At 33.0% G+C, this 14,875-nt stretch carries 13 protein-coding genes; all 13 read right to left on the bottom strand.

Annotation, left to right across the window (positions count from 1 at the left end; genetic code table 11):
• On the bottom strand, positions 1 to 181 hold a 181-nt coding region (locus BM203_RS08540), incomplete at its 3' end, for a hypothetical protein (protein WP_208856625.1).
• A gap of 247 nt (positions 182 to 428) precedes the next feature.
• Positions 429 to 1,304 carry a hypothetical protein gene (locus BM203_RS07955; RefSeq protein WP_228150130.1) on the bottom strand — a complete coding sequence of 292 codons (876 nt, stop codon included), beginning with the start codon at positions 1,302 to 1,304 and terminating at the stop codon, positions 429 to 431.
• Positions 1,305 to 1,313: 9 nt separating this feature from the next.
• Positions 1,314 to 1,562 carry a hypothetical protein gene (locus BM203_RS07950; protein WP_090094156.1) on the bottom strand — a complete coding sequence of 83 codons (249 nt, stop codon included), beginning with the start codon at positions 1,560 to 1,562 and terminating at the stop codon, positions 1,314 to 1,316.
• A gap of 2 nt (positions 1,563 to 1,564) precedes the next feature.
• Entirely contained in the window at positions 1,565 to 1,972 is a 408-nt protein-coding gene (locus BM203_RS07945; protein WP_090094154.1) for a thioredoxin family protein, read from the bottom strand.
• Position 1,973: 1 nt separating this feature from the next.
• Positions 1,974 to 2,621 carry a hypothetical protein gene (locus BM203_RS07940; RefSeq protein ID WP_090094152.1) on the bottom strand — a complete coding sequence of 216 codons (648 nt, stop codon included), beginning with the start codon at positions 2,619 to 2,621 and terminating at the stop codon, positions 1,974 to 1,976.
• A 2-nt stretch (positions 2,622 to 2,623) separates the two neighbouring features.
• Positions 2,624 to 3,187 carry a hypothetical protein gene (locus tag BM203_RS07935; RefSeq protein ID WP_090094150.1) on the bottom strand — a complete coding sequence of 188 codons (564 nt, stop codon included), beginning with the start codon at positions 3,185 to 3,187 and terminating at the stop codon, positions 2,624 to 2,626.
• 22 nt (positions 3,188 to 3,209) lie between these two features.
• Positions 3,210 to 4,415, bottom strand: coding sequence for a M23 family metallopeptidase (locus tag BM203_RS07930; protein WP_090094148.1), 1,206 nt, complete (start codon positions 4,413 to 4,415; stop codon positions 3,210 to 3,212).
• Complete coding sequence (locus tag BM203_RS07925; protein ID WP_090094147.1) at positions 4,415 to 6,436, bottom strand: VirB4 family type IV secretion system protein; 2,022 nt, start codon at positions 6,434 to 6,436, stop codon at positions 4,415 to 4,417. Before BM203_RS07925 ends, BM203_RS07930 begins: the two co-directional genes overlap by 1 nt.
• A gap of 53 nt (positions 6,437 to 6,489) precedes the next feature.
• Positions 6,490 to 7,128, bottom strand: coding sequence for a hypothetical protein (locus BM203_RS07920; RefSeq protein ID WP_228150131.1), 639 nt, complete (start codon positions 7,126 to 7,128; stop codon positions 6,490 to 6,492).
• Positions 7,109 to 7,432, bottom strand: coding sequence for a DUF5592 family protein (locus tag BM203_RS07915; protein WP_090094145.1), 324 nt, complete (start codon positions 7,430 to 7,432; stop codon positions 7,109 to 7,111). The genes BM203_RS07920 and BM203_RS07915 overlap by 20 nt, the downstream gene beginning before the upstream one ends.
• Positions 7,433 to 7,451: 19 nt before the next feature.
• Entirely contained in the window at positions 7,452 to 9,788 is a 2,337-nt protein-coding gene (locus tag BM203_RS07910; protein WP_090094144.1) for a DUF8208 domain-containing protein, read from the bottom strand.
• Between the two features lie 40 nt (positions 9,789 to 9,828).
• Entirely contained in the window at positions 9,829 to 12,636 is a 2,808-nt protein-coding gene (locus tag BM203_RS07905) for a VirD4-like conjugal transfer protein, CD1115 family (protein WP_228150132.1), read from the bottom strand.
• Entirely contained in the window at positions 12,587 to 14,851 is a 2,265-nt protein-coding gene (locus BM203_RS07900; protein WP_090094142.1) for a hypothetical protein, read from the bottom strand. The genes BM203_RS07905 and BM203_RS07900 overlap by 50 nt, the downstream gene beginning before the upstream one ends.
• Positions 14,852 to 14,875 lie beyond the last annotated feature (24 nt).

Raw genomic sequence — 14,875 nt, 5'->3', positions numbered from 1 at the left:
TGTGATTTTTGGTGCTTATATTCGATATATAGCCTATTTTTTTACTCTCTAGTAAAGAGCATAAGGGAAATCCGACCCCACGCTTTTTGCTAAAGCGTGCTGGGCTTGGTTGTACCAAGCGATTTCCTATTTGTAAAAGTGTGGGCACTTTATTGGCTGTTGGCGATTTTATTGCCAACATTCATTCGGGTTTAATAGCTGTTTGACAATTTTATCGCCACTAAATATAACTAAAAGCCGAACGTGGCGATAAAATTGCCACTCGCTTTTTAGCCCACCTTCGGGGCTATTGTGGTAATATTACAAAAATATTACAGAGAAAAATTAATTTTTTTGATGATTGTTCAAAAAAAATCGAAATTTTGATTTATATTTTCCAGTTTGATTTTATTTTCCTTTTTAAAAATTTTGATCATGATTTTTTTGCATTATTTATCAAAGCTTCCTTTTTCAATAGCAGAAATTGCATCTTGATATTTGCTAATCATCTTTTTACTTGCTGTGATAATTTGTTTTTGCTCTGTAATATCTGTGCTTAAATCTGTGATTTGTGTTCTTATATTGTCTTTCTGACTTTCTGGCATTCTCTCTAATTTATCTTTTGCTTGCTGTAAATTTTCTTCATCACTTTTAATAGTCGCATTTGCATTTGAAATTTTATTTTGTTCTTTAGCAATGTGTTTTTTGTTCCATTTACTCATGTAACTTCTATAATCTAGAATATAATCTTGAGTAGTCTTAATTACTTTGGTAGAAGTAAATAGAATTTTATTTTCTTTAATAAATAATTGAATAAAATTATCAGCAGTAAAATCTTGCATCTTAATTTTTTGATTTACTTTTTGCGGAAGAAAATCCACTTTCAAAATACCAAATCCTTTTTTAATGTTTTTAATTTCAATAACTAAGAAATGATTATTAACCTTGATTGTTTTAATGTTAAGTCGAGTGCCCTCTTCGCCACCATGTTGAGTGTCAATTACCCGAGTTGCATATTTGATATTACTTAATGCGGTGTCATCTGAAGTTGAAGTTATGTTGGTTGAATCGCCAATGTAATATTCTAAAAGCATATTGCCTGTATCTGGATTATAAACAGAATCAGCTAAATGCAACGATGAGTTACCAGTTACTATGTTAGTTATTTGTTCAGTATCCACACTTTTGCCAGTCCAATATGGCGAACCAATTATTATTAAAAAGATTGCCAACACTAGTCCAACACATGCCAAATATTTATTTCGGTATCGATGTTTGTTGTACAATTTCAATTCTTTTTTTCGTTTATTATTTGTCAAATTCATGGTTCCTTTCTAATTGTTTGTTTCGATATTCGCATCTTTGTTTGAATCATTTATTTCAGTTCTTAGTTGATCAATCATTTGTCTTTGATCTTCAACTTGTCTTTGAAGTTGCATTTTTGAGCCGTCATGATTGAAATACAAAGTAGCAATGGCTTGTCCTATTGACAATATGCTTAAAAAAATAACAACGAATTTAAGTAAACGATTTTGCTTCCTTAAATTCGTTGTTTCCAATTGATAATTATTTTTACCACTCATTATTAGTCTCCCACGAGTGTGTCACTTATTTTTTCTAGATTAACTCCTGAATATCTTTTTGTTTCTTTTCCAAATTTTGAATGAATGAAAGTTGGCACACTTTCTAATTTATATTCAGCAATGAAATGTCGATTTTTAATTTGATTAGTATTAACAAACTGAATATTTTTATGCAAAATATCTTTTTGCAAAACCATGTAAGGTAAAACTGATTGACAATCTGAACAATTATCTCTGTAAAAGAAGATTGTTGAATCAGTATTTGCTTTTATCTTTACAATCGTTCTATCTTGCTTAACAGAATTTATCCGTTGGTTAAATCCTAGCAACGCAAATCCCAAGGTAAGTGCCAAAGAAAAAAATATAATTGCATATTTTTTATAATTAAATTTCTTTTTTTGCTTTTTCATTTTAGTCTTCACTATTTTGAGCTTTAAAGCGTCCAATGTTTTTAATACTGATTATCTTTTTACTATTACTGTCGTAATTTAGTTCGTAACCATCAGTTGGCGTGCCTAGCGTGGAATTATCTTTTTTCATTTCATAGGCAACTTTGGCGAATACTGGAACAATTCCCTTCGCTGATACTGTTCCTGTTTTTACATTCATAAAATCAATACTGCATGTCATATTTGCGCCTTCTAGTTGTTGTTTGGTTTGTGGTGTAACATTAAACATTCCACTTTCCTTAATTGCTTCATCAGTGATTAACTGTGATTTTTTAAGTTTTTGAGGAATAGCTAGTTCATCGTTGCCTGAACCGTAATTAAAAATCATTGTTAAAAGAGTTTTAGTGGTTTCTTTTGCTTCGTCTTGAGTTTTAGTTTCTTTGGCTAAGAGTGATCCATAACCACCATTTTTTAATGCTTGCTGTTTTTGCTTAACACTTAATTTAGCATCTAAGTTCTCATACTCTTTTTGTTTGTGACTTAAAACGGACTGAGCCTTTTCTGTTTCACTTTCAATTTTAGTTTGTTGATAGTATTCTGCACCTAAGCCCATAATTTCCAAAGTGATTAATGCAATTGCTACCAGCATTAATTTTTTGTTTTTGGTCATTTTTAATCTCTCCTTACTGAAACTTCATTAAAACTGTTCAGCTTATCAGCTCTTAAATTGTAATCCATCGTCCAACTATAAGTTGATTCCTTTTTAGAGTCGCTCTCAGCAATCGTAATAACATAAACTTTGACATGCTCTAGATCTTTTACATCTCCAAAATAAACCTGAGTAGATTTGTTAGAAGTATATCCGTACGAATCGCCATAATGTTTTAAAAAATCTGCACCAGCTTTACCTTTAAGTTCTTTTTTCCATTTTTTCATTTGCATTGCTTCATCATCAATTGAGCGCTTGTTGTAGATGCTAGAAACAATTTTTATTAACTTTGTTTGGATTTTATTTTCAGCTTGAATCACATTGAAGTCATCTTTATATGGCGAATTGGAAGTAGCTGTACTCTTTCGATTATCTATTTTTTGATTTAAAGTTTGAATTTCTTTATTTATAGAATCTAACTCATTGGTATTAGGTAAATGACTAAGAACAAAAAAACCAAGGATTAGAACCATTACCCAAGTTGTATATACCCACGTTTTACTGTTATTATCTTGCATTCTTTTCATTTTTTAATCTCCGATTTTGCTTTTATTTTGGAATACCTTCTTTGATAATTTTTATTGGATCCTTCCATGTCCCATCATTGGTAAAGGATTTACTAATTGCTTTATTAAAATCTTTTTCTTTAGTTACTCCCATGTGCACATGTGTTACATTACCAGTTGCTTTTAAGTAGCCTATCTTATCGCCAACTTTAACCTTGTCTCCAACGCTTACTTTTATACGATCTTTGTCTGAAGCAGCGAAAGCAAACTCTTGATACATTTCGCAGTAACCATCACTGGATTCAATCCAAACATACCATCCTAGATCATTTTGAGTGTAGCCTTCATGACCAATCTTTTTAACTGTGCCACCATGGATTGCAAGTATGTAAGAATTACCATATTGACTAGTGCCGAAATCAACGCCGTCATGGAATCCACCTTTTCGAGAGGAACTATGCCCAAATAGCTGTTCGCCACTAACCGTACTTCCAGGTCCTGATTTAGGTATTGACTTAAATGGCCAACCCCAAGTACCGGCTGGCTCTTCTGAATTGCAAGCTTCGTTTGAAGAATCATCTGTCCCATTATTGCCGTCTCCCTGAGCTTTTTTGCCATGCTTTAAAGCATCATAGTTTTTAGCTAGGGCTTCCATACCAGCTGTATATTTTGCTTCATCAGCAGTATAGTAGCCTTTTTGCTTCATTGCGTGAGAATACTTAGCAATTGAGGTATTTTTACTTAAATTCATTTCTTTTAAGTTTTTAGCAATGAGCTTTGCCCACTCTGTAGCAAAATCACTCAAATTTTTGTAATGAATGTAATTACCACCTTCGACATCGGGTCTGGCCATACCTTTAGAACCAATTGTTGCTCCGGCAAAATAAGTCATACCACCAAAGTTATGATCTGCTTTAGCTACTGGACTATCGCCATTTGCGCCTGCTTCTTGTGATAGTTGAGCATACAGTAATCTTTCATTAATACCTGTCTTTTTAGATACGGCTTCTGCAATATGTAACATAGCTGTTTGACCATATTTAGGCTTCTCATTAACATCTATTCGTCCTTGAACTGCTCCAACATCAGAATCTGATGTATTGCAATCATCTATACTAGCAATTCCCATCGCTGCTATCATTGCAATCAGAGCAAAAACTACAGCAACTAGAGCCACAATACTTAACAAAAAAGAAGCTATCCAAAACTTCTTTTTAGCTTGTTTTAGTTTTCTCAGGGCGGATTTCATTATTGCCCACCTTCATATAGATTAAGTTGTCTTTTAGAAGGTTTTAAATCTATTTGATATTTTTCCCGACCGCCCATTGAAAAAATTATTTGCCCGATTTGTTGTTCAGGAATACTGTTATATTCTGCTTCATTTAGTGTCCCACCCATTAAACTTCTAACCTTTTTTAGCTGAGAAGGATCCATTGCCATAAAGCCTTTGTACTGACAAAGTTCAAATACAACTTTCAAACTAGATAATTTAGCGTCATTGACGCCATCAGGAACCATTTCTTCAGGAGACTGTGTTGCAAAAATTACTCCTGCTGAAAACTTACGCATTTCACGCTCAAAGTTTTTAATATAGTCAACTGCAAATAGATTATCATAGTTTATTATATTGTGACATTCATCAATAAAAACATCAAAATAATCTTTATCATCAGAACTAATTTCCCCTGCTTTGACAAGCGCATTCTGGCGTCTACCGTTAATTAAAGCGTGATTCCAAATTAAAGATAGAGCAATATAAAGCTGGGCTTGATAGACGTTTGGATCCATTGTTGAAATTACTGACGAGTCAAATAGTAACATTTTAGTTTGCGTTAAATCTCTCATTGTTGAATGACCGTCAAACAGTTGACCATAGTTTTCAAGCATACTTGATAAAGCAATTTTTATTTTTTCGTATGTTCGAACCCGTTGGTCGGTAAAGTGCTGTTTTTTGTAATAGTCTTCTGTTGCTAAGCGATTAATCCAGTTTAAAAAATCACTGAAAGTTGGATATGCTCCAGTTTCTAATCCAGTAACATGTATATTTTTTTTATTATGTTGAAAGTCTCTTGGTATAAGTCCTATATCAATATAAAAACCTCTTAACAGTGAATCAAATTCTTTCATTTCAATTGACGCAAAAGTACCCTTATTGACCATTTGAAATAAAATATCAACTTTTGAAATGTGTTGATAAAAACTTGCTAGTTCATCGACTTTATTAGTAGTTTCATCAACAGTTGTTGCCATAATTTCCAAAGGATTAATCATACCTTCTGAGCCATCTAGATTCACAATAGTGCCACCATAGTATTTCACAAGAGGTATATACTCTTTTGTCTTATCAATACCTCTAAAATACATATTTCTAGCAACTGAACCTTCTGCTAACATCTTCATCAAAGTTGACTTACCCGCTCCCATTTTCCCTAAAATCATCATATTAAATGATCTACGGACAGAAGTTGATCTAAATTGATCAAAATAGAAAGTACCTCCTGTACTTGTTCTACCTAGCCAAATACCCCGAGGATCTTTAAGACTTTGTGATGAAAAAGGATTACCCGCCCCCAAAGTTAAAGCTGGTACTGGTTGTTCAGGTACCGCTGCCAAATCAGTTTCTTGAATACTGATAGGTTCAGCCATTGACTTATATTGTTTTGGTTGCATAAACCAATATACGGAAGCATTGTAGCCTTCCCCCCTTAGTTTGTCTCTTAGATTAGAAATTGATTGCTCAAGTTTGGCTATAGTTGGCGCATAGACGAAAATTCTAGTAATTATTTTTTTAGGAATTTCGCCTGCTTGTGATATTTGCAAAGCATAGTTCTCTAAATTTTGCATATCCTTTTGTGCATTAATTGCATCTGTAGCTTTCCGAGCATTTTCTTGGCGATCAGCTAATTCTTCAATTGAGCGGTTAAGCTGTTGCTTAATTTCATAGCTAGAATCTGTTTTAACATCAATAGTAGTTAAAGTTGACTCATTAAGTGATAGTTGGGTTAGCCATAAGATTAATGGATCGTTTGGATAGTGTATTACCGATAAGCAAGCTGAATAACCGTCACTTGCTGCTGCATAATTATCAGCAAAAGTTAGTCCACCCTGTGGTTGAATCGCATTAATGAAATCAGGATTAACTCCTTGACGAGTCATTTCCTTTATTTGCTTCTTAGAAACTACCTTTCTCGGATTTAAGTTGATATTCAACTTTTCTTTCTTCCGAGTCTTTACTTTAACAATCTTAACTAAATTCGTAAGTCCAGACATTTGTTTAATCCTTTCTTCTAAAAAAGCGTTATTTCAAATTGAAATAACGCTACTTATTTACTGTTTAGGTTATTTTCTCTAAACAGCACTTTTACTGTACTATCATAATTTAATGGTTTAAGTCCCAAAAGTCCTTGCCCTTGTGCATCTGCAAAATAAGCATTTCGAGTATTTGTTAGAATATCTTTTCGATTTTCACCAAAAATCTGAAAATAAAACTTAACATCTGCATAATTTTCCGTGTCACGTGATAATGCCACGGCTTGAAAGAGGTTTTCATTAATCAACTTAAGTCTCATTTGATCATATTTATTTTTTGGTTTTCTGAGCTGATTTTTTTTGTGTTGCCAATACAGTTGTTGGTCTGTAGTATCAGTTCTTGTTGATAAAACCACAATTTTATAATCGGGGGCATATACACGGTTAAATGTGGTAAAAGCATCAAGATATTTAGCTCTTGTGTCACTATCAAGTGAATAAAGATCTGTTGAATGAACGCTAAGGAACCTTGCTTTTGTTCCATCTTTTGCGTCCAAAATGCCATCTGGGGAGCAGTTTTTGTAACCGAGAAACTCCACAATTGATTTATCCTTTGCATCTTGCCTAGATTCTTTATCCAATCCAAATGCCCTTAAAAATAAGGGTGCTTTTTTATAAGTTACTACTGATTTATTATTGGTTTTTATTTTCATTATTTGATCCTTCTAAAAATAGCGGATAATATTTGTTTTCATCTTGCCTTAGTATGGCTAGCAAAACTCGATAATTTCTCATTTTAGGAGCTAACGAGGTACGCATGATGAGTAAAATTGCAATAATAACACCGTAGCCTGATAATATCATCTGCCAAATTGCTTGTAGATTAAACATAAAGGATAGCTGATTTCCAGCCATACCACCAATAAATAAAAATAGAAGATCAAGCATATCAATTAAAAACATTTTAATTGCTACGTTTGTCGACTTTGGAATTAAAATATTCTGATATTTGTCCATTTTTTACCTTCTTTTATTTTCAATATTTATTCTTTTTTCCTGAATTATTTATATTAGTAGCAGTTATATTTTTGTCATGTTTGATAGTAACATCAACATTTTTACTGCTACCTTGCTCAGTAATATACTCATTTTTTGAACCAGAATTATTATCTATTACTTCTCCTATAGTTTTTGTATTAGATACATTCCCATTAGTTTTAATGGCTGTCGTACCTTCCTTGTCGGTAATATCAACTTCTGTATTGCCAAGGTGTCTGGTAACTCCAATTTTTTGGTCTTTCTCCTTAATATTAGAAATATTTTCAAGATGACGACCTCCCTTATCTGTAGGTACAGGTGGAGTTGTTTTAGTGGTATTAGGGGCTTTCTGAACCTTAGTGACATTACTATTTACCTCACTTGCCTGCTTTTCTGGCATAGTATTTTCGTTAGAAGACGCAAATTCATCTTTGGTTTTAAGATTAGGTACTTCTTCTTTTCTGACAGTTTTCTTATCATTATGGAAAGAAGTATTATTACCAGAGTTGTTTTCCGAAGTTTTTGCTGTTTTTTGGGGCTGATTACTTGGATTAATAATTCTAACTTGTCTACTAGTTAGACCCCCAGTATCTTTCATACGCTCCGTTTCCTCACTTATATAGTCACTTACCAACCCTGTATCTTCAGCTCGTTTCCAATCAGCGTTTGTATTACCATTTGACCGCCATTCTTGTTTTTTCTCTAAGTAGGCTTTAGAAGCATTAGCACCTGCACTAGCTGCTGCTTCTTTACTGGCACCCCGACCTAGAGCTTCCGTTTCAACTAATCGTCCTGCTTTATAAGCTTGGTTATGATCAGTTACATTTTGCACAGTCTTTTTAGTACCAGTAGCAAGATTAGTTGTCATAGCTTTAGCACCTCTACCTACTCTAGATCCTAAGTAAGCTGCACCTGCTGTTGCACCAATTGATTTAGACCAACCGTCTTTAAGACCAGTATCAAGTCCAAAGAATTTAGAAACTTTACTTGATCCTTCAAATAAAGCCCAAGTTAAGGCAATCATTCCTACTGCATAAAGATAGGCATTATTGCTAATACCTTTGGCTTGTGCTGAAGACATCCATGTGGCAATAATCCTGTAAAAAGCTAGTTCGAAGCCTTGAAAAGCTATCAGTAGCGCTGAGTTAAAAATATCTTGAATTGCAGCTTTTGTTCTCTGCCCACTTTCAAGGTCGGTTGCAAAAACTATCACTGATAAAACTTGCATTATTGCTAAGTCTAAAAATGCTCTAACAGAAACAAACGAGACTAATAAAAATGCTACTGTCATTGAAATTAAAGCAATTACTGTTGGTAAAAAGTTAACCGAATATCTTTCATAGCCACCCTGAAAAATTTTAAAGAAAGCCAAGTTACTCTCGTCAACTTTACCTGCTGAATAACCTGAGTAAGAATCTTTTTTACCATTTGTAGAATTTGTACCTACTCCTGAGGGTGTTAATTTATATCTTAGATAATCTGGATCCCATGCAGGCTTTTCGGTGCTTTTATTTGCTTTATTAGAGAGCTTTGCCGCTAAATCACTGGATATGGTAGTTGATAAATCTCCTGCACTAACTGTCTCAAAGTCAGTTTTATCCATCATAAAAGAACCCCAATGAACGGTATTTGTCCGTTGATCTTTGATTTGTCCGTTCTTATCTTTCGAAACACCGCCCCAAGATGTGTTAGTATTTTCATTTTTAATTTTAAAATCTGAAAAGTTGTGAGCTATAATTGCTAACAAATCATTACTATTTGATTGAACTATTTGATAGGGTAAACTTGAAGTTGATTTTGCTCCCTTGGATTCCACGAATCCTTTATACACGCCTGTTGACTGGTCAACAACCCAGTTTGAAATGGATTGAACATTGCCAATTAAGAAGGCTGCAATAAATAATTGCCATATAATATTTTTAAATTGAGGTGGACGACTTGAAGTTCCTATTTTAATTCCTACCCAAGTTAAGGTTAAAATCATTAAGCCTGCTGCAATGCCCATCACACCATTTATTAGATTTTTATTTAGTCCAGTTGAGCCTAAAATTTTTGAAAAGTTTAAGCTATCGGTCGCTAGTTCACTAGCCCAATTTGCTAACCCATAGAAAAATTTAACGATAGCCCACTTAAACTCATTAACCAATCTGCCTAAAAAATCATCATAGTGGAGATATGGTGCTGCATTTTGCAAAGCTTTAGTTACTACATCGATTTGCTTGTTCGAGTAGTCGCCTGTATGCGTGGTTTGTTGCCACCAATTAACTAATCCACTAAAAATATCTAAATATTTTATTGGCATTAATGTGGTCAAATAAATTAACCAATAAGTCATAAATTTCCTTTCTATTTTTCTATAAAAAAAAGAACTATCCTTAATCGCATAATTCTTTTAATTTATTTTCGATGTCATTTTCTGAATTTTTTGAATCTAACTCATTGTATATCTTAATAAATTTTCGTCCTATTTCTTGTCCTAATTCTTCATCTAAATTACTATAAATGACTTGTATAAAATCTGTTACCGCAGATGTTGAATCATTAGCAAGTTCTTCTAATTTACCAATTATCTCTGCATTTAGTTGATCATGATATTTTTTTATAAATTTATGTATAATTGAGATCTTTTGCGCATTAGAATTTTCTCCGTTTTCCTCACTTTCTTCATACTCTTGTTCGTTATGTTTTTTATTCAAATAATTTTCATAGGCATTTAAAGCTAAATGCTCATACTGTACTATCCCACCTTCATAAACAACCCGATCAGTCCATGTAAGCAACTTGGTCCAATCAATTGACAGTTTATCTAAATCTAAATAAGCATGTGGCTGGAGTTCTTCTACCAAATCAGGATTACCATTCACATCAAACTCATCTTTTAAAAAAGTATGAGCATAAGGCATTACGGTTTTCCCAGTATTAAAAATTGGATGCGCCTGGGTTTTAAAACCATATTTATTTTGTCGAATTAAAGGTCTAAGTATTAATCTTTCCCCCATACCTAAGTCCTTAACTCGATCAGTTGTAATAAGAGGGACGGCTTCGGCACTAACATTAACATTTTGAGTCGTATTCATTAGTGATTTACTAACATTACTAGACTCAATAGTTTTCGTACCGCATGCTTCAGCAAATTCTTTATTGGTCTTATAATCAGTTGACTTAATTAAGCACAAATTTTGGCAATTTTCCTTAATGACTTGACTATCAGAGTTACCATATTTGCTAGATAGTTGTGATAGAGACTGAATAGCCAGCGTAAATAAAATATTTCTACCGGCAGAAACTGTCATAATACTATCCATATTTTTTAGAGGAGTCATGTTGCTAAACTCATCAAGAATCATCTGTACTCTTGTTATAGTTTTATGACCTGCAACAAAGCTACATTGCCGAGCTAACTCAGTATACAATTGATTAACAAAGATTGAAGCCAAAACATTATTAGCAGGGTTATAATCTGGAATTTTCATAAAAACAGCCGTTGGCTTGTCGCTATAGTGCATTTGGATTTGTTTAATACTAAGCTCCTTCTTTTTAAAGGGTAGGACTTCCACTTCCTTGCTTGTTTTTGAAAATTTAAGCTTAAACATGCTTTGAGCCTTATTGTCAGCAGTTGAAATTATTAAGTAGTCTCCGTTATTTAATTTGACGTCAAAATTATATTCAACAAATCCACCAATATTAACCCGCATTTCATAAGTCGATTTAATACTACCTCGCCTGCTTTTAAACACTAGTTTAACAATTTTGCCTTCTAAATCAGGATTAATTAGCTTAAAGCTAAGATATTTTGGAAAGCCAATAGACTTCAAGTCAATTGTATTTTCAGAAGTCATTTTGGCATTTTTCTTTAAGGTAAAAATATTTAACTTTTGGTCAATCGTTGAATAAATAGAGCCTTTGCCCCTATCATCTGAAAAAGAAGTCGACCCAAATGCTTTTTTGGCAATGGAATTTTGATCTAAATGCTTAAAATATTCACTTAAAAGGTCACTTAAATTATAAGGATTAGCTGGATTCTTGGCATAATCAACAGTTCCCAATTGTTGTAGCATATCTGCAATGTTATTCAGAGTGATTTTTTCAGGGTGTGGGATATGATCGTCAAAGTTATTTGGATTAAGACAAAACTCTATTAATGCAATGATCATTGCATTAACAGCCGATTGGGCAGAATCATTAACCCATTTATTTTGTCCAGCTTTAGGGTCATTATAGAGCATAAATGTTAGTGAATTAATTAGTTGCATAGCTTCTTCAATGTTTCCTTGTACCCAATTTTTAACTATTAAACTTAAGGGGTTAAAAGCCATACCTTTATTGCCATCTTCTAGGTTCAGCAAATAAACATCATAACCTCTTTTTCTCAAAGTCGTTGCACCTGCCACATACAACTCGCCTTTAGGATCATTAATTACTAAAGATGATTTCTTTTCAGCACGTGACAAAAGATCAATCATTTCTATAATCGTTGTTTCGCCTTTACCAGAACGAGAAGTACCAATAATTAAGTTATGAGTTGTACTAGTATCTAAATAGTAATAGCCTTTCTTAGCTAAAAAAAAGCCCTTGTTAATATGGGCTACTGGGAACCCACCGTACCCCTTAAAACTAGCTTCATTTTCTTGTTTTTGAGCTTGCAAATGATCAGGAACTCTAACGTATGTGTCCTCAAGTTCCTTAATTATTGTAAACCGACTATTACCTTTTTGGCCATAAGCTACTTTACGAGTTGCATAATTAAATTTATTACTCAAAAATCCTCCAATTATGCCGCTAGCCATTACAAGTGCAAACATTTCATCGGAAGTTATGCTTAAGTTACGAAAATTCATTGCATATCTGGCTGCTTTGTCAAAATCAATACCATTGTCAATAAAGCTATAGCCCTTTTTACTTGTTTGTAACATGATACTGTGAGCTGTACCAAAAACCCATATTAATAATATAAAAACAAGTAATCCTATTAAAATTGCTACAATGATTTTGATTTTTGTAGTCTGCTTACTTGAATTTACCTTTTTGTCATCTTTGGGCTTATGTAATTGCTTTTCCAAATCAAACCAAATTTTTTTAATAAAAAGCCCTATTTTATGCTTAGTTGTTTTTGATGAAGTTTTATTAGTTACTTTAGTACGCATATCTTGCCAACCAACCATTATGCCAATCTGAAATATCATAAAATGCTGCTGCAGTAGCTTTTTTAGCTACATTTGAAATTTCACTTCTCTGCATATCACTCATTTGTAACCAAATCTTTCTAGTTTGTGCCTTATCTTCCCGCACTAACGAACTATATAATTTAGCCATTTTAGACGGATACCTACTTGCTATTTTTTGTAAATTTCTAGCATCGTTTTGTCCTAACAATCCAGCCAGAAAATCACGTTTTTCTGACCAATATTTTAAGTTGCCATATTGTTCTACAACTTTTTTCTGTGTTACTTTATGCTTATTTACTTTCTTTTCTTTAACCAATTTTTGCTTTACTGATTCCTCAGAAGATACTTTTTTACGCTGAACTGATGTTCTAGGTTGAACTTGATCTTGATTAGGAGAAGAGTATCTAGAGGGTAAATAAACTAGAGACACCAGTCCAGATATAAAAATAACAAGCAATATAAGCGCTACGATTTTATCTTTTGCATCGTTATTATCACTTTCGTTAAATTTTACTTTTTTAGGTAAACTTACTGTGCTATTACTCGCTGAATCAGATTGGGATACAGCTTCAATATTTTTTTTAGTTTCTTCAGGTGCTTTATTCTTCAAATCTCCATTGACTGTTACTTCAATATTAGGCTTGATTTTGCTCTCATCAGCAATTGCTGAGGCAATCGCTGTAGCAAACTCTTTTGGCAATTTTTCAAAATTCAACTTTTGTTGTTCAGCAAATTTAGCGTTTTGTTTTAATTCACGCTCCTTTAAAGCTAGCTCCTTTTCTTTTCTAGCAATTTCAGCCGCCTTTTCAGCTTTTGCTTCTTCTCGCTTCTTATCCGCCAAACGTTCCTTATTAATTACTTCTTTTTCCCTGTTGACCCCCTCAATAACTTGTCCCAATTTTGCTTCAAATAAATTATTATTTGCATCATAGTTATCTCTTACTTTTAAGTCAAAAGCATTAGCAATGCTGGTCCGTTCATCAGCAAGCTGCTTATTTCTATAATTAACTTCCTTATTTCTAGCTAAATTAGTTTGTAAATCTTTGTCATGCCTCAACTGATCATCAATTTCTCGATTTGCTTTATTTGTATCTACTTCTTTTTGAACATTATAATCTCGAATAGCAATTTTTCGTTTAGCTAATAATGCCTTCTTATATTCGATTAGCTCATTTTGATCTTCCTCTTCTAACTTTTCAGCGTAATTCTTTTTATCTTTTTCAAATTGAGTTATATTAAATTTTTTCTTTGCTTCTGCTTCATGAGTTAGCTCCAATAGTGTTTTATGAACTTTTAATTCAACTGTATTATCAAGCTCCGCTTTATTTATTCTATGATAAGCATTAGTTAAATCATCAGCTACACTGGCTTTAATCTTTGCTAAATTCTCATCGTACTTACGTTGGATAGATGTCATATCAGAAGTTCTAAAAAGATTAGTTATTTGTTCATTAAGTTTTTTTTGATATTTATCTTGCGGATTATCTACAAAGCCTAGGTCATGCTTTAAATTATCTAGGGCAAATTGATTTTTATCATATCCTTTTGGTAACCTTTCAATAATATCTGTTGTATCTATATACTTACCTTGCGTGATTACCTCATCATCTTTGGATATATCCTTATTTAAATCTTGCTCTGCTGTTGCAACCATTTCTTCTGCTTGATTTAAACTTGGAAAAGAATTTTCTAACTCCTCATCATCTACTTGCTGAGACTTGTCATTATCTTCATAGGACGATGTCATTTGCAATGTACTATCTGCTCTTGCAGGCTCCACTTCACTTCCAAAAACATCTTCATCATTTACTGTAGTATCTTCATTTACTGTGGTATTTGCGTATTTTTTAACGCTAGAATCTGAAAACTTATCATCTTCAGTGCTGTCAGTTTCTTCGATAACTTCATTTCTAATTTCATCAAGTAAATCAACTTCCTCCGCACTCAATTCAGCATCTTCAGTATCTCGATCAATTAAAGCAATTAAGCCACTATCTTGGTCTTCTGATAAAATTTCCGTTTCAAAATCGGTTTCTGTAATCTCTTCTTCCCCATCATCAAAAATGGTAAAAGCGATTTGTTCACGTTGATTTTCTGATAAAGTCTTGGCATATTTACGTACAAGTTTATCTGCAGTTGTAATATCTACTTCTTTTGGCTTACGCAAAAAATGTTTTACGGGAAAAATGTTTTTGCCATTTTTAGGTATCTTCGTAAATTCAATTTTTAACATTACTTAACCCCTTTTCTTTTAAAA

It is taken from the genome of Lactobacillus bombicola, from assembly GCF_900112665.1.
Classification (GTDB): Bacteria; Bacillota; Bacilli; order Lactobacillales; family Lactobacillaceae; genus Lactobacillus; species Lactobacillus bombicola.
This window is presented reverse-complemented; position numbering and strand designations above follow the sequence as displayed.